The organism is Rugosimonospora africana (assembly GCF_016862975.1).
GTDB lineage: Bacteria > Actinomycetota > Actinomycetes > Mycobacteriales > Micromonosporaceae > Rugosimonospora > Rugosimonospora africana.
On the sequence record NZ_BONZ01000073.1, the window covers coordinates 48,904 to 65,469 of the forward strand.

A 16,566-nucleotide genomic window follows, 5' to 3' on the forward strand; every position below is an offset into this window, starting at 1 on the left:
TCAGACCGGCTCCCACCAGATACTCAGTCCGGCCCTTGCCGCTGGCCGTCCCGGCGCACTACTGTCCAGTAGACAGGTACGTACAGATTCGGACAGGAGCGGTCAATGCCAGCCAGATATCGGGAGGTCGCCGACCGGCTGTCCGAGGAGATCCGGGCCGGGCGGCTGGCAAACGGCCAGCGCCTGCCCGGTGAGGTCAAGCTCGCCGAGCAGTTCTCGGTCAGCCGGTCGACCGTCCGCCAGGCGCTCGCCTGCCTGCAGGACGCCGGCCTCGTCGAGACGTGGACCGGCGCCGGGTCCTTCATCACGTACGACGGGGAAGTGCTCAACGAGCGCGTCGGCTGGTCCCGTGCCCTGGCCCAGCACGGCGTGCGGACCAGCACCCGGCTGGTCCGCCTCGACCGTGTGGCCGACCCGGAACTGGCCGGCGCGCTGAGCCTGCCGGCACCGGACTTCCTGGCGGTGGACCGCATCCGGCACATCGAGTCCGGCAGTGCCATCTCGTACGAGCGCAGCCGGCTGCCCTGGAGCCCGTCGTTCGAGGCGGTGCTGCGCGACGGTCTGGTCGACGGGTCGCTGTCGCGGACCATGCACCGGCACGGCATCCACCCGGTCGGCGGCCGGGAAACCCTGTCCCTGGCCAGGCTGGACGCCGACCAGGCCCGGCTGCTGGAACGCGACGAGGGCGCGCCGTTCCTGCACACCGCCCGCACCGTGTTCGTCGCCGGAGGCGGGGTCGCCGAACGGGTCACCAGCCTGCTCGATCCCGACCACTTCCGCTTGGAAACCACCTTTGGAGAACTGCGATGAGCGAGCGCCAGCCAGGTGAGCGCGGCGAAGCCGCTCCGACCGTTAGGGGCCGTCCGTGAGGGGCCGTGACCGCGCGTACGGCGCCCTGCTGGGTCTGGCGGTCGGCGATGCCCTGGGGATGCCCACCCAGTACCTGCCCCGGGAGACGATCGCCGCCCGGTACGGCGTGCTCGACGGGTTCCGGCCCGCCCCCGACGACAACGTGATCAGCCGGGGGCAGCCCGCAGCCCGGGTCACCGACGACACCGACCAGGCGGTCATCCTCGGCCGGCTCCTGATCGACGGCCGGGGCCGGGTCGACCAGGTGCGGTTCGCGCGGGAACTGCGCGACTGGCACAAGCGGATGGTCGGCGCCGGCTCCGCCGACCTGCTCGGGCCGTCCACCCTGCGCGCGCTGGACCAGCTCGACCGGGGCGTACCGCCGGAGGAGAGCGGTCGCTGGGGCGACACCAACGGCGCCGCCATGCGCATCGCCCCGGCCGGCATCGCGTTCTCGGTGCGGCCGCTGGACGAGCTGGTGTCCCGGGTGGCGCAGGCCGGCCGGGTCACCCACAACACCGGCATCGCCATCGCCGGCGCCGCCGCGGTGGCCGCCGCGGTCAGCGCCGGCATCGACGGCGCCGACCTGTCCGGTGCGCTCGACATCGCGGTACGGGCGGCCGAGATCGGCGGGCGTCTCGGGCACTACGTCGCCGGTGCCGACGTGGCCAGCCGGATCGCCTGGGCGCGCGGACTGGTCGCCGGCCGCGACCCCGGCGAGGCGCTGGACCTGATCTACCGCCTGGTCGGCGCGGGCGTCGCCACCCAGGAGGCGGTACCGGCCGCCCTGGCCATCTGCTCGTTGTTTCCCGGCGACCCGTTCGCGGTCACCCGGTACGCGGCCAGCCTGGGCGGCGACTGCGACACGATCGCGGCCATCGCCGGCGCGGTCTCCGGCGCGGTGTACGGCGCCGGCAGGTTCCCCGCGACGATCGTCGAGCAGCTCACCGCCGCCAACCCCGACCTGCACCTGTCCGATCTCGCCGACCGGCTGCTCGGCCTGCGCGGCGGCACCGATGCCCGGCCCGATCCCGGCGGTACGCCGCCCGAGCCGGGCCTCGGCTGAACAAGGGAGTCGTCATGTCCACTCCACTCTCCGAGGAAGTCCTCACCACCGGGGTCCGCGCCGACCGCCCGGGCAGCATCGAGACCCGGGGCATCGAGCCGGTACCCGACAGCGAGCGCGGCGGCGGCGCACTCGGCCTGTTCTGGACCTGGTTCGCGGCCAACATCGGCGTCATCGGCATCACCGAGGGCGCCGCACTGGTCACCTTCAAGGGCCTGAACGCCTGGCAGGCGCTCGTCGCCGCGCTGGTCGGCTCGGCGATCTCGTTCCTGCTCGTCGGCCTGCTGTCCATCACCGGCAAGCGCGGCGGCGCGCCCGGACTGACGCTGTCCCGGGCGGTGTTCGGCACGCACGGCAACGTCGGCCCGACCATCGTGTCCTGGCTGACCTTCGTCGGCTGGGAGACCATCACCTGCACCACCGCCGCCTACGCGCTGGTCGACCTGCTGGGCAGGGCCGGGCTGCGCAGCGGCGACACGCTCATCGTGATCACCCTCCTGGTGACCGTGGTGATCGCCGCGTCGGTGGGCCTGTTCGGCCACGCCACCATCATGTGGGTACAGCGCTGGCTGACCTGGATCTTCGGTACCCTCACCCTGGTCGTCATCGGATTCCTGATCGACAAGGTGCACTGGCACCAGGTTGCCCACCAGCACCCGGGTTCGGCCGCCGCGCTGATCGGCGCGATCGGCTTCATCGCCGCCGGCACCGGCATCGGTTGGCTGTCGGCCGGCGCGGACTACGCCCGCTACCTGCCCCGGCGGGTCCGCGGCTCGGCGCTCGTATCGGCGACCACGATCGGTTCGGTTCTCCCGCTGACCGTCATCGTCACGATGGGCGCCCTGCTGGCGGTCAGCGATCCGTCGCTGGCCAGCGCGAACGACCCGGTGGCCGCGATCGGCGGGCCGCTGCCCGGCTGGCTTTCGGTGCCGTACCTGATCGTCGCGGTGATCGGCCTGATCGCCAACGCCGACCTGTCGATGTACTCGTCCGGGCTCAACCTGATCACCGCGGGCATCCGCATCCGGCGTACCGCCGCGGTCGCCGTGGACGCCGTACTGATCGTGGCCGGTGGCCTCTACATCACCGTCATCGCGAAAAACTTCTACGGCACCTTCACCACGTTCCTGACCCTGCTGGCCATCCCGATGACGGCCTGGGCGGCGACCATCGGCATCGACATGATCCGCCGGCGGGAGTTCGACCGGGAGGCGCTGCTGGACCGGCGGCGCGGTAGCCGGTACTGGTACACCGGCGGGATCCGCTGGGTAGCGCTGCTGCCCTGGCTGCTCGGCATCGCGATCGGGCTGCTGTTCACCACCGCGTCCAACGGGCAGGACGTCTGGTTCTCCGGCCCGTGGGCGGGCACCTGGCTGGGCGTCAACGGTCTGGGCTGGCTGGCCTCCGGCGCGGTCAGCGCCGCGCTGTACGCCGTGCTGGGACTGCGCTCGGCCGCCGGCGGCCTCTCAGTCGACGGCCTCTCCGCCGGCGCGGGAACGTCCGGCGCGGGGACGTCCGGCGGACCGGTGCTGGCACCGGCCTCCGCGCCAGCGGGTGCGTCCACGCCAGCGGGTGGGCCGCTGCCGGCCGGCGGTCCGGTGCCGAACGCCGGGACCGACCGGTGAGCGCGCCGCGGCCCGGCCGGCTGCTGCTGGTGGGCAGTGTGCTGGTCGACATCCGGATGGCGGTACCGGCGCTGCCCGAGCGCGGCGGCGACCGGTTGGCCGACCGTACCGACGTGCAGACCGGCGGCGGCTTCAACGTCCTGGTCGCGGCGGTACGCAACGGGATGCCGGCGGCGCTGGCCGGTCGGCTCGGAGCCGGGCCGTTCGGCCGGCAGGCCCGCGAGGACCTGGACGCCGCCGGCATCCCGGTGCTGCTGGACGCCGACCCGAACGCGGACACCGGGTTCTCGGTCACGCTGATCGAGCCGGACGGCGAGCGGACGTTCGTCACCAGCCCGGGCGCGGAGTCGGTGCTCACCGCCGAGCGGCTCGCCCCGGTCGAGGCCCGGCCGGACGACGCGGTCTACGTGTCCGGGTACGACCTGTGCTACCCGCGCAGCGGGCCGGCCATCGCCGGATGGCTGCGCGGGCTGCCACCCTCCGCGCTGCTGGTGTTCGATCCCGGCCCAGTGCTCGACCAGATCCCCGCCGGCCCGCTGGACGCCGTGCTCGCCCGTACCGACGTGTTGACCCTCAACCAGCGCGAGACCGCGCTGCTGGCGGCAACCGACGACCCGGCCGCCGCGGCGCGCACGCTGGCCGCCCGGCTGGGCAGGGCGGGCTCGCTCATCGTGCTGCGTCGGGGTCCCGCGGCGACCGTGGCGGTGTGGACCGCGCGGCCGGGGGAGTTGCTGCGGGTACCGGTGCCGGCGGTGACCGCGGTGGACACCACCGGGGCCGGCGACACGCACACCGGGGTGCTGATCGCGGCACTGCACGCGGGCCACGACTGGCCGGAGGCGCTGCGCCGGGCCGGGGTGGGCGCGGCCATCTCGGTCACCCGGGACGGCTCGGCGACGGCGCCCGCGGGCGCCGACATCGACGCGTTCGAGGTGTCCTCACGCCGGTAGCGCCGGGAGTAGCGCCGGCAGGGGACGCCGTGCGGCAGCGCCGTGCGGCAGCGTCGTCGTGTGGCAGCGGTGTGACAGCGTCGCCGTGCGGCAGCGCTGCGCGGCGGCGCCGGGTCGGCGCCGACGGCTCGCGGGTCCGCTTTCGGTTGCCGGGGCCACTATCCTGGCGTGTGCGCAAGTCCGTCCAGCGGGAAGGGTCGCCGTGGCCAGCAGCCGGGTGTTGCGATGGGTCGGCCTGCTGGGCGTCGCGCTCGCGCTGCCCGTGCTGGTGCCGCCGGCCGCGCCCGCGGTCGCGGCCGACCAGTGCCGGCCACCCGCGACCGCCCGGCTCACCCAGCGGTCGTGGGCGCAGAACCGGCTGGACGTCGAGCGGGTCTGGCCGCTGACGACCGGGCTGGGCCAGCGGGTCGCCGTCGTGGACACCGGGGTGGACGGGAAGCACCCGCAGCTGCGCGGTCACGTCACCACCGGGTACGACGTGCTGACCAACACGTACGACGGCGACTCCGACTGCCACGGGCACGGCACCTTCGTCGCCGGCATCATCGCCGCACAGCCAGCGTCGGGCATCGGCTTCACCGGGGTCGCGCCGGGCGCGACGGTTGTGCCGATCCGGGAGACCAACACCGACACGGTGGCCGTGGACGACCTGGCCAATGCGATCTCGGCGGCGGTCCAGTTCCCGGGGGTCGACATCATCAACGTGTCGACCACCACCACGGGCGACGATCCGCGGCTACGCGCGGCGGTCAACCGGGCCCTCGCCGCGAACATCGTGGTGGTGGCCGCCGCCGGCAACGACGCGCAGAACGGCGACGCGGCCAAGTATCCGGCCGTGTACCCGGGCGTGCTCGCCGCCGGCGCGATCGACTCGGCCGGCAACCGGGCCGGCTACTCGGAGACCGTCGGCATCGGGGTGGTGGCGCCCGGCCAGGATCTGATCAGCACCGGGGCCGGCGGCACCGGGCTGGTCGCCAGCGCGCAGGGCGGCACGAGCTTCGCGGCGCCGTATGTGGCCGGGGTGGCGGCGCTGGTCCGGGCGTACCACCCGAACCTGTCCGCCGCCCAGGTGGTGCACCGGATCGAGGCCACCGCCGACCATCCGGCCGGCGCGCTGCCCGACCGGCAGTTCGGCTGGGGCGTGGTGGACCCGTACGCGGCGGTGACCGCCGTACTGCCGGAGGAGGGGCAGCAGCCGCTGGCGGCGCCGTCCCGGTCACCGGTGCCGCTGGCCGCGCCGGCCGGGCCGGCCGAACCCGATCGGTCAGGCACGGCGTACGCGCTGGCCGGCGCGGCGCTCGGAGTGGTGCTGCTGGGCGGCGCGACCGCGGTGCTGATCCCGCTGGGCCGCCGCCGTGGCTGGCGCTCGGCGCTGCGCGACGCCCGCTGACCCTACTGCCCGCTGACCCGGGCTTCAGAGCGCTTTCGCGGTCTGTACCAGCCGGGTGCCGTGCCGCCGGTGGTGCAGCCGGCCCCGGCCCGGGACCAGCCGCATGGGCGCGACGTTGCCGATCAGCGGCCCCTCCTCGGGGCTGCCGGACAACACGATCCCCGGGGTGCCCAGCTCGCGCAGGCGCTGCAGGACCGGCTCGTACATGGACCGGCCGGCACCACCGGTGGCCCGGGCCAGTATCACGTGCAGGCCCAGATCCCGGCTCTGCGGCAGCACGTCCAGCAGCGGCTGCAACGGGCTGCCGGTCGGCGTGACCAACAGATCGTAGTCGTCGACCAGCAGGTACAGCTCGGGTCCGGTCCACCAGCTGCGGTCGCGGAGCTGTTCCGGAGTGACGTCCGGGCCCGGTACCCGCTGAAGCATCGCCTCGCGGACGTCGCGCACGGTCGACTCGGCCGACTGCACCGAGTGCGCGAACGCGATCAGGTGGCTGGATGGTACCGCCTCCAGCAGCGTGCGCCGGGTGTCGATCACGATGATCCGGGCCCGGTCCGGCGGCATGGTGCGGACCACCTCGGCCGCGACGGTGCGCAGCAGGTTGGACTTGCCCGACTCGGTGTCGCCGAAGATGAGGAAGTGCGGATCCTGGGTGAAGTCGAGCGTCGCCGGGCCGAGGTCCTCGCCGGACAGGCCGATCGCCAGCCCCGCCGCGCCCGCCGGTACCGCGGCCTGAAGCTCGGCCAGCGGCAGCAGTTCGGGCAGCAGCCGCACGGGCGGGGCCGGCGCTCCGGGCCAGGTGCTGGCGACCGAGTCGACCAGCGCCCGCACCCCGTCGGCCAGATCGTCCACAGTGGACTTGTCGTCGAGCCGGGGCAGCGCGGCGAGGAAGTGCAGGTTTTCCTTGATGATCCCGCGCCCCGGTACGCCGGCCGGGACGTTCGCCGCGGCGTGCCGGTTGACCTCCGACTCGAACGGGTCGCCCAGCCGCAGCTCGTAACGGGTGCCGATGGTGTCCCGCAGCGCGGGGCGCAGCTCCGCCCAGCGGCCCGCGGTCAGCACCACGTGCACGCCGTAGGACAGGCCGCGCACGGCGAGGTTGGTGATCGCCGGTTCCAGCGCCTCGTACTCTCCGCGCAGGATGCCCCAGCCGTCCACCACGAGGAACACGTCGCCGTACGGGTCGTCGTCCGGCCGCGCCCGCCGGTATGCCGCGACCGAGTCGATGCCCCGCTCGGCGAAGGTCTTCTCCCGATCGGTGAGCAACGCGGTCAGCTCGGCGACGATCCGCCGGACGAGATCGGTCTGCAGCCGGGTGGCCACCGCGCCGACGTGCGGCAGGCCGGCGATCGAACCGAGCGCACCACCGCCGAAGTCCAGGCCGTAGAACTGTGCCTCGCGCGGCGTGTGGCACAGCGCGAGACCGGTGATCAGGGTGCGCAGCAGGGTGCTCTTGCCGCTCTGCGGTGCGCCGACGATGACCACGTGGCCGGCCGCGCCGGACAGGTCGGCGGCCAGCGGCGCGCGGCGCTGCTCGAACGGCAGGTCGACCTCGCCGAGCGGTACCTGCAGCCGGCCGTGCAGCCGGGCATCGGTGCACAGCCCGCGGTCCGGGTCGAGGTGCAGGTTGGGCAGCAGGGCGCCGATCGTGGTCGGCGCACCCAGCGGGGGCAACCACACCTGGTGCGCCGGACCGCCCTGCCCGCGCAGCCGGGCCACGACCAGATCCAGCACGCGTGGCGCGCCGGCGGTCTCGGCGGCGGGCGCGGCCACCGGCGCCGGCTGCTGGGCCGGCTCGGCGAGCGGGATCTCGTCGACCACGTACGGGACGAGGTGCCTGGGCACCTCCCGCCGGACCTGCTCCACTGTGGACGGCTGCTCGTACGGGCCGGAGACGTACGCGGCCTTGAACCGCGTCATCGACGTCACGTCGAACTTGAGGTACCCGTGTCCGGGCTCGCTGGGCAGCGTGTGCGCGTCCGGTACGCCGAGCACCGTCCGGCTCTCGCTGGCGGAGAACGTCCGCAGGCAGATCCGGTATGACAGGTGGGTCTCCAGGCCGCGCAGCCGCCCCTCCTCCAGCCGCTGCGAGGCGAGCAGCAGGTGGACGGCGAGACTGCGGCCGAGCCGTCCGATCATCACGAACAGCTCGGCGAACTCCGGCTTCTGGGTGAGCAGCTCGGTGAACTCGTCGACCACCACGAGCAGGCTGGGCAGCGGGGTCAGCGCCGCCCCCTGGGCCCGGGCCCGCTCATAGTCGAGCACCGAGCTGAAGTTTCCGGCCGCGCGCAGCAACTCCTGCCGCCGGACCATCTCGCCGCGCAACGCATCCTGCATCCGATCGACCAGCGGCAGTTCGTCGGACAGGTTGGTGATGACCGCGGAGACGTGCGGCAACTCCTCCAGGCCGAGGAACGTGGCACCGCCCTTGAAGTCGGCCAGCACGAAGTTGAGCTGCTCAGGCGAGTGCGTGATGGCCAACCCGAGCACGAGGGTGCGCAGCAGCTCGCTCTTGCCTGAACCGGTCGCGCCGACGACCAGTCCGTGCGGGCCCATCCCGCCCTGCGCGGCCTCCTTGATGTCCAGTTCGATCCGGGCGCCGTCCTCGCCGACCCCGATCGGCACCCGCAGCCGGTCGCGGTTGGCGCGCGGCTGCCAGACCGTGCCGGGGTCCAACGCCCGCAGGTCGCCGGTGCCCAGCAGCGCCGGCAGGTCGTACCGGGTGGACAGTGGCGCGCCGTCGTCGGCCTGCGTGCCGCTGATCCGCAACGCGGTGAACTGCCGGGCCAGCGCGTCCACCTGGGCGAGGGACAGCCGGTCCGGGGCGCCGACCGCGGTGCTCCTCTCCTCGCCCCCGCCGGTCGGCCGGGTCACCCGCTCGATGGTCTCCGCGCTCACCCGCAACCGCAGCACGTGCTGGTCGGTCGCCCGGCCGAGGATGCCCTGCACGTCCAGTACCGTCACGCCCTGCGCGTCACCGACCGCGAGCTGGCAACCGAGCGGCACCCGGCCGCCGTCGAGGACGACGAGCACGTGCGCCCGGTCGGAGCCGGCACCCGGCCGGAACCGGGCCCGCTCGGCCAGATCCTCACCGAGCAGCGCCTCGATCTGGCCGAGATCGTTGCGCACCATGCGGATCGGACCGGCGGCGTCGCGCCGCTGCGGGTGCAGCGCGTGCGGCAGCCACTTGACCCAGTCCCACGCCGCGATCCGGCCGGTGTCCGCGCAGATCGCGACGCGCAGGTCCTCGGGGGAGTGGAACGTGGCCGCCTGGGCGAGCATGGCCCGGACCAGTCCGCTGACCGCCTCCGGTTCGCCGTCGAACGCGACCCGCGCGTAGTTGCGCAGCGCCACCGCGATCGGCATCTCCGGCACCGTGTTGTGCGCGCCGACGAACCGGCGCAGCGCGCCGGCCGAGATCGGATCCAGGTCTTCGATCGGCTTGGTCTCCGGTGGCACCAGCCGGACCGCCAGCCGTTGCGATCCGGTGGCGACCCGGACATCGGCGAAGTCGGGATCGCCGGGGCGCCGCTCCCAGCGCCGGGCGCTCATCGCGAATGACCACAGGCTGTCCGGGTCGGGATGGTTCCACAACTGCGCCTCGCGCTGCTTGGCGCCCGCGTCCCGGATCCGCTTGCGGGCCTGGGTCAGGTAACGCAGGTAGTCGCGGCGGTCGCCGTCCAGCTTGCGGCCGCGGTCGCCGCTGTTGCGGCCGAACTGGCTGACCACCATGCCGAACGAGGACAGCCCGTACATCGCGCTGGCCGCGTAGGTCAGCGGGGTGGCGCCCGGGCCGGCGTACATGAAGACCATCGCGCCGGCCCCGCCGATCATCGGCAGGTACAGCAGGTACTGGCCGACCCCGCCGCTGGCCGCCTCGGCCATGTCCGGCGGCGGTTCCAGCATGAACTCGCCGTGCGGGGCCTGGGGTCCGGCCTGGCGCGGCAGGCGTCGCGGCGGCGTGGCGTTCACGGCTTAGCGGCCCCGTTCTGTGCGTCGGCCCGTCGATGCGGTGTCGAGGGTATCCGGGCGGCGCGCGTCTCCGATAGTGTTCCCGCCGACCGTGCGTGATGGCGGCCCAACGGCTTGTCAGGGGGTTTCGGTGAGCGTGGGGTTTCGATGAGCGTGGGGTTTCAATGAGCGTCGAACCGGCGGCGGACCTGTGCCGGGTGACGTTGGTCGGCATCCGGGGCCGGTTCGACGTGGCGTTGCCGGCGAGCGTTCCGCTGGCATACCTGCTGCCGACGCTGCTGCGCCAGGCCGGCGAGAACATGGCCGACGCCGGCGTCGGCCACGGCGGCTGGGCGCTGCAACGGCTGGGCGGTTGGCCGCTGGACACCGGGCAGAGCGCCGCCGCGCTAAGCATCCAGGACGGCGAGGTGCTGTATCTGCGCCCGCGCCGCAGCGAACTGCCGCCGCCGGTCTTCGACGACGTGGTCGAGGCGATCGGCTGGACGCTGGCCGAACGCACCCAGCGGTGGAACGCCGCAGCGACCGGCCTGGCCGGACTCGTCGCCACCGGTGTGCTGCTCGGCGCCGGAGTCGGCGTCCTGCTGCTGTCCGGCCCGCCCTGGCACCTGGCCACCGCCACCGCCGGCCTGGCCGCGCTGCTGCTGGTGCTGGGTGCCGGCGCGTTCTCCCGCGCGGTCGGCAACGCCCCGGCCGCGACGCTGTTGGGGTGCGCGGCCGTCCCGTACGCGTTTCTCGCCGGGGTGTGCGCACTGCTCGGCAACGACCCGGTGACCCGGCTGCGCGGCCCGGCGCTGCTGGCCGGTGCCAGCATGGCGCTGGTCGCGCTGCTGCTGGCGATCGGCGCGGTCGGCGGTGGCGAACCCGCGTTCCTGGGTGCCGCGCTGGTCACCGTGGTGCTGTTCGTCGCCGGTGCGGCGGCCGACCACACCTCGGCCGCCGGCGTCGCGGCACTCGCCCTCGGCCTGGTCTTCCTCGCCGGTCCGATGGTTCCCGGCATCGCGTACCGGCTGGCCCGCCTGCCCGCGCCGTTCCTGCCGGCCAGCGCGGAGGACCTGCGCCAGGCGAGCACCACGCTGCCCGGCGCCCAGGTCACCGAGCGGAGCCTGATCGCCGACCGGTACGTGACCGCGCTGCTGGCCGGCATCGCCCTGGTGATCGCCGGATCGGTACCGTTCCTTGCCGCGGCACCGGGCTGGGCACCGTCCACACTGGCCGGTGTGTCCGCCGCCCTCGCCCTGCTGCGCACCCGGCCGTTCACCGGCCGCGCGCAACGGATCTGGCTGCTGTTCGCCGCGCTCGCCGCGACCGGCGGCTTCATCACGCTGCTCGCCACCCACCTGACCAGCAGGCCGGGCCGGGCCGGGCTGGCCCTGGCCGCGCTGATCGCCGCGTTCGTGGTCACCGGCCTCACCGCGCGGCCCACCCGGGAACCCTCGCCGCCGCGGGCCCGGTTGCTGGACATCGTGGAAATCGTCGTCGCCGTGGCCACCGTGCCGCTGGTGCTCTCGGTCCTCGGCGTCTACGCCTACCTCCGCTCGGTGGTCGGCTGACCGTGGTTTCCCGACGCGACCAGTTCCAGGCGTACCGGTTCCTCGCCCGGCGACAGACCGCGGCCCTGTTGCGCGACGACTACGACTCCGCCGAGGGCCCGCTGCGCCGGATGTCCAGCGGGGTCACCGCGAGCATCGCCGTCGCGGTGGTGGTGCTGGCCGCCGTCGCGCTGTTCGGCGTGGTCCGCCCCGGCGGCGGCGCGTCCTGGAAGGACGGCAAGTCCATCATCGTGGAGCGGGAGACCGGCACCCGGTACGTGTACCGCGGCGGCACCCTCCACCCCGTGCTCAACTACGCCTCCGCCCTGCTCGTGTTGCGCGGAGGCGGCCTCGTCGAGGTCTCCCGCGGCGACCTCGGGCACACCCCACGCGGCGCCCCGATCGGCATCCCCGGTGCCCCCGACTCCCTGCCGGCGCCGGCCGACGTGGTGAAGAACGGCTGGACCGCCTGCTCGGCGCCGGCCACCGATCAGACCGGCACGCCGCACCCGATCGTCAAAGTCAGCACCGGCCGGCCGCCCGGCGGCAGCCCGCTTCCGCCCGGCGGTGGTGTCCTGGTCAGCGACGCCGAGCACGACGAGTTCCTGATCTGGAACGGCTCGCGGCTGCGCCTCGCCGCCGACAGCTACGTGCCGGCCGCCCTCGGCTACGCGGCCGTACCGCCGCTGCCCGTCGGAGACGCCTGGGTCAACGCGGTACCCCAGGGGCCCGACCTGGCCCCTCCCACGATCCCGGGCGCCGGCTCGACCGGCCCGGCCATCGGCGGCCGGCCCAGCACCGTCGGCCAGCTGTTCCGGATCGGGGCCGGACCGACCGGGTACGTGATGCTCGGCGACGGGCTCGCCCCGATCAGCGCGCTCCAGCTGACCCTGTTGCTGTCCAGCCCGGCCAGTGCCGCCGCGTACCCGGACGGCCGGGTCACCGCGTTGCCGCTGACCCAGCAGGACCTGACCGCGACGCCACGGTCCGCCACGTCACCGGCGACCACCAGCCAGCTGCCCGCCCAGCCACCCCGGCTGGTCGACACCGGTACCACCGCCGTCGCGGTCTGCGCGTCGGTCACCGACGCCAACCAACCCCCGGCGGTGTCCACTGTGCCCACTCCGGTGCAGACCCTCACCGGTGTGCCACCGGTGGCCGTCGACGGCCTCGGCACGCCGGTCGCGGACGGGTTCGCCATCCCGCCCGGGCACGGCGCGGTGGTCCGCGCGCTGCCCGCGCAGGGCGTGACCACCGGAACCGTGTACCTCATCACCGATCTCGGCGTGAAGTTCCCGGTCGCCGGCACCGGAGTGCTCGGCGACCTCGGGCTCAAGGACGTGTCGCCGGTGCCGGTACCGGTCGGCATGCTGGCCCTGTTCCCGACCGGACCGACGCTGGCGGAAGATGCCGCGGCGCTGACGCAACCGTTCGGCCCAAGCCAGCCGTCCCCTAAAACAAGTACGATTCGATGAATCCACATGAACGTTCGCGATGCCGCCGGTGACCGTGTGCTACACATCTGTCGGCGACACCTCGGCGACAACGGTGCTCGACGGCATCCGTGCTCGGCAACGTCCGTGCCCGGTGACATCCGTGCCCGGTGGCATTCGTGCTCGGCGATCCTCGACGGGATGAGGGGACAGGAAGATGGCGGGCGAAACCAGCGCGCAAACCTCGGCCATGGCCGAGGCGTCGCGCCACGTCGACAACGCGGGGCAGGCACTCGCCACGATCCGCGGCAACATCCAGCAGTCCATCGCGGCCACCTCCAGCGGCTACACGTCGGCCGCGGCGACCCTGTTCCGCAACACGATGACCGAGTGGGACGGCGACTTCCAGAAAATCATCGGTGGCCTGGAACGGATCCGTGAGGCGCTGACCCACACCGCCAAGCAGTACGAGGCGACCATGGAGCAGGAACGCCAGAGCGCCAACCAGATCGCCTCGCTGCTCAACGGCGGCGGTGGGATATAGCCGGCAAGCCCGCCTGGTTTGTGGGCGGGCCGGTCAAGCGGCGTAGCCGTCAAAATGTGGCCGCCAGGCCCGCCTGGTTTGTGGGCGGGCCGGTCAAGCGGCGTAGCCGTCGGAAAGTGGCCGCCAGATACCAGAGGAGCCTGACATGACCGACCCGGGATTCCTGAAGATTCAGTACGAGACGCTGCAGCAGGCCGAAACGGACCTCGGCGTCGCATACACGGCGGCCAAGTCGGCGATCGACGAACTGCGAGCGAAGCTCGACCAGAGCCTGAGCCAGTGGACCGGTGACGCCCAGCAGGCATATGTGCAGGTGAAGTCGGACTGGGACAAGGCGTTCGCGCACATGGCCGAGGTACTCGCCAAGGCGCAGGTGCACATGGGCAACGCCCACGAGATGTACCAGCAGGTCGAGCGCCAGAACACCAGCATCTGGCAGGGCTGAGGAGTTCCGCTGGAAGGGGGTGAGCAATGGCTGGCGGGGTGACCTTCAATCCTGAAGATCTCAAGACCTTCCGGGACAACCTCAACGACCTGCTGACCGCCATCAGAGGGGACACGGTGCTCACCGAGCATCTCAATTCGGTGGCGCCGGGCCCTGTCGACTTCGGTGAGCACATCGCCGGGTTCGACTCCGCTCAAGACTTGGCAGGGTTGTACAACGATCAGTACACCGGCTTCCAGAAGAACTTCGAGTCGTTCAAGTCAGCCTTGGAGGTCCTCGCCGAAGCGGCGGACAGGATCGCGACCAACTACGAGAATGCCGCGAATGCCGACGCGGTGAGCGCTCAGTCCGTCGACGATGCCTTCGACACCGCGCCGGTGTCACAGCCCCAAGCGCAGGCCCAAACGCAGACGACCACGCAATCGACATCGTGACAACGTTCCGGCGCCGTCCGGTTGAAGAAGGTCCGAAATGCCTACGTCCTTTGGTGTCTCAGACAATGTCACCGATCCGAAGCAGCTCGACGCCTTCTTCCACGGGTTGGACTCCAGAATCGAGGCGATGAACACCGCCACCACCAACTGGTCGAGCATCGCCCAGGCGTTGATGAAGTACGTGACCGGACGCTCGCCATCGGACAAGAGCGCATTCGACGGGATGCTCGCCGCGGCGATGACGAACTGGACTGGGGACGCCGCTGAGGAGTTCCACCAGAAGGCGATGGCGGTCCGGGACTTCGGGCTCAAGGCGGCCGCCAACGCTACCGGTCAGGTCAACGCCATCGTGCATCCCGTGCCGGCGAGCGAGTCCTACCTTCTACCCAACAACCCGGACTTCATGGGCGCCACCGACGTGACGCACCAACTGCTGCTCACCACGCAACAGAACTACCAGCAGTGCGGCGACATGTGGAACAAGTGGTGCGCGAGGATCGCCACGATCATGCGGTACATGTGGGCGGCTGTCGGCGACAACTACCTGGCCCAAGGCTCCACGGTCGTCGTCCCGAGTTACTACGAGTTTCTCAACGGTGCCGTGGTCAACATGGACCAGAACTACCAGTTCTCCCATGCCGGTGGCGCCTCAGCGCACCTCCAGATCACCGACGGCGGTAATGAATACCAGAACGTCTGGTACTACACAAGCAAGGACGGCCACTACGCCGGACTGGTGCTCGGCTGGACTGTCTGGCGTACCGATGACCGTGTCGACGGCGAGCACGCGAGTAACTTCTCGAAGGCCATGCGGCCCACCGAGTGGTACAAGCAACTCACCAGGTTGGTCCAGGATCTCGGTAAGGAGTACCCGCTCGTCAAGCCACCCGACCCGGTGGATGACTCACAGCTTCCCAAGGGCACCAAGACCTCGAACAATGACAACAACAACTTCGGCCCGGGCGGGTACGGCGACTCGGGGCTCGGAGGCTTGTCGCCGGGTCAGACCGGGCTGAGCGGTTACAACCCCAGCCAGTTCGATCCCAGTGGCTACGACCCCAACTCCGCCAGCACGAGTGGCTACGACCCCAGTCAGCTCGACCCCAGCGGGTACGACCCGAACGCGTACGACACCAGTGGCTACGATCCGTCCGCCTACGACCCGAGCGCATTGGGCCCCGGCGCCTACGACCCGGGGTCGTTCGGCCCGGACGGCAGCCTGGCCGGCGCCGGGCTGCCCGGGATGGGCGGCGGCGGGCTCTACACGCCGGGCACCGATGCCGGGCTCGGTGGGGGCCCGGGCAGCGGGCTCGGTGGTGGGCTCGGCGGGGCAGACGGCTCGGGTGGACTCGCCGGCGAGGGCGCCGGCCTGTCCGGAGCGGCCGGCCGGGGTGGCATGCCGATGGCACCGGGCGCGGGTGCCGGCGCCGGCAAGGACAACAAGGACCGGCAGCGGCAGTCGTGGCTGTCTGAAGACGATGACGTGTGGGGCGCCGACACCGACGCCGGCGACGGGCTGTTGTAGGCGGGATGCAGCCGAACCCGCGCACCAACGCGCAGCTCCGGGCCCGGATGGAGCAGCTGCTCGGCGACTACGAGCAGCTGCGGCGCAACATGTCCGCGGCGCGCGAGCGGATGCGCGCCATGTCCGGCCGCGCCGCCACGACCGACGGGACGGTGAAGGTACAGGTCGACTCCAACGCCCGGCTGACCGGATTGGAGATCGACCCCAAGGCGTACCGCCGCTTCTCTCCCTCCCAATTGGCGGAGGAGATCCGGCGGTTGTACGGCGAGGCGACGCGGGATGTGACCAGCCGCGTCGGCGACGTGATGGCACCGTTCCTGCCTGACGGGATCTCCTACGACAAGCTGCTGACCGGCGAGGCCGACGTCTCCACCTGGTCCCCGGAGCGGCCGCTGACCGACGAGACCTACGACGAATGGCGGGCGCGGTTCAGCGGCCGCCCCACCACCGCGCCACCCCCCGAACCGCTGTGAGGGCATCGTGTCCGGCTTCACCACCAACACCAACGACCTGCAGTCGACCGCCCCGCAGTACGACTCGGTCGCCGATCAGGTGCGGCAGATCTACACCACGCTGACCGATGCGCTGAATGTCGAGGGCGCCTGCTGGGGCAGCGACGACGCCGGCAAGACCTTCGGCGGGAAGTACGTGTCGGCCGCCCTGCCGGCCCTGCAGCAGCTGAGTGCCACCAACGACGGCCTGCAGAGCATGGTCGACGGCATCTGCAGCTGGGCGAAGAACTACCTGAACGCGGACGACGCGGCGCAGCAGTCGGCGAGCCAGATCTCCTCGGACAGCTGAGGC

General features: G+C 72.3%; 14 protein-coding genes. 13 read left to right on the forward strand and 1 reads right to left on the reverse strand.

Going from position 1 to position 16,566, the window contains the following annotated elements:
• Positions 1–105: 105 nt before the first annotated feature.
• From Raf01_RS34755 to mycP, 5 genes are all read left to right on the forward strand, one after another.
• On the forward strand, positions 106–810 hold the full coding sequence (locus Raf01_RS34755; RefSeq protein ID WP_203922332.1) for a GntR family transcriptional regulator: 705 nt from the start codon (positions 106–108) through the stop codon (positions 808–810).
• Positions 811–865: 55 nt separating this feature from the next.
• Positions 866–1,915 carry an ADP-ribosylglycohydrolase family protein gene (locus tag Raf01_RS34760; protein ID WP_203922333.1) on the forward strand — a complete coding sequence of 350 codons (1,050 nt, stop codon included), beginning with the start codon at positions 866–868 and terminating at the stop codon, positions 1,913–1,915.
• 14 nt (positions 1,916–1,929) lie between these two features.
• Positions 1,930–3,540 carry a purine-cytosine permease family protein gene (locus Raf01_RS34765; protein WP_203922334.1) on the forward strand — a complete coding sequence of 537 codons (1,611 nt, stop codon included), beginning with the start codon at positions 1,930–1,932 and terminating at the stop codon, positions 3,538–3,540.
• Positions 3,537–4,490, forward strand: a complete 954-nt coding sequence (locus Raf01_RS34770; protein WP_203922335.1) for a PfkB family carbohydrate kinase — start codon at positions 3,537–3,539, stop codon at positions 4,488–4,490. The genes Raf01_RS34765 and Raf01_RS34770 overlap by 4 nt, the downstream gene beginning before the upstream one ends.
• 202 nt (positions 4,491–4,692) lie before the next feature.
• Positions 4,693–5,880: a type VII secretion-associated serine protease mycosin gene (mycP, locus tag Raf01_RS34775; RefSeq protein WP_203922336.1), complete on the forward strand. Its 1,188-nt coding sequence runs from the start codon at positions 4,693–4,695 to the stop codon at positions 5,878–5,880.
• Between the two features lie 24 nt (positions 5,881–5,904).
• On the opposite strand, the gene eccCa is transcribed toward mycP, so the two are convergent.
• Positions 5,905–9,852: a type VII secretion protein EccCa gene (gene eccCa / locus Raf01_RS34780; protein WP_239134208.1), complete on the reverse strand. Its 3,948-nt coding sequence runs from the start codon at positions 9,850–9,852 to the stop codon at positions 5,905–5,907.
• Between the two features lie 164 nt (positions 9,853–10,016).
• Between eccCa and eccD the strand changes: the two genes are divergently transcribed.
• The 8 genes from eccD to Raf01_RS34820 all read left to right on the forward strand — a co-directional run bounded on the left by eccD (position 10,017) and on the right by Raf01_RS34820 (position 16,563).
• Positions 10,017–11,402: a type VII secretion integral membrane protein EccD gene (gene eccD, locus Raf01_RS34785; RefSeq protein ID WP_203922337.1), complete on the forward strand. Its 1,386-nt coding sequence runs from the start codon at positions 10,017–10,019 to the stop codon at positions 11,400–11,402.
• A 2-nt stretch (positions 11,403–11,404) separates the two neighbouring features.
• Positions 11,405–12,856 (forward strand): type VII secretion protein EccB, encoded by a 1,452-nt coding sequence (gene eccB / locus Raf01_RS34790; RefSeq protein ID WP_203922338.1) that lies wholly within the window; start codon positions 11,405–11,407, stop codon positions 12,854–12,856.
• 175 nt (positions 12,857–13,031) lie between these two features.
• The gene (locus tag Raf01_RS34795) at positions 13,032–13,358 is read left to right on the forward strand and encodes a WXG100 family type VII secretion target (protein WP_203922339.1); all 327 of its coding nucleotides are present in this window, start codon (positions 13,032–13,034) and stop codon (positions 13,356–13,358) included.
• 145 nt (positions 13,359–13,503) lie between these two features.
• Entirely contained in the window at positions 13,504–13,803 is a 300-nt protein-coding gene (locus Raf01_RS34800; protein WP_203922340.1) for a WXG100 family type VII secretion target, read from the forward strand.
• Positions 13,804–13,829: 26 nt separating this feature from the next.
• The gene (locus Raf01_RS34805) at positions 13,830–14,237 is read left to right on the forward strand and encodes a hypothetical protein (protein ID WP_203922341.1); all 408 of its coding nucleotides are present in this window, start codon (positions 13,830–13,832) and stop codon (positions 14,235–14,237) included.
• A gap of 37 nt (positions 14,238–14,274) precedes the next feature.
• On the forward strand, positions 14,275–15,762 hold the full coding sequence (locus Raf01_RS34810) for a hypothetical protein (protein WP_203922342.1): 1,488 nt from the start codon (positions 14,275–14,277) through the stop codon (positions 15,760–15,762).
• Between the two features lie 5 nt (positions 15,763–15,767).
• A complete protein-coding gene (locus tag Raf01_RS34815) occupies positions 15,768–16,235 on the forward strand; it encodes a YbaB/EbfC family nucleoid-associated protein (RefSeq protein WP_203922343.1) in 468 nt (155 codons plus the stop codon).
• Between the two features lie 7 nt (positions 16,236–16,242).
• Entirely contained in the window at positions 16,243–16,563 is a 321-nt protein-coding gene (locus Raf01_RS34820; RefSeq protein WP_203922344.1) for a hypothetical protein, read from the forward strand.
• Positions 16,564–16,566 lie beyond the last annotated feature (3 nt).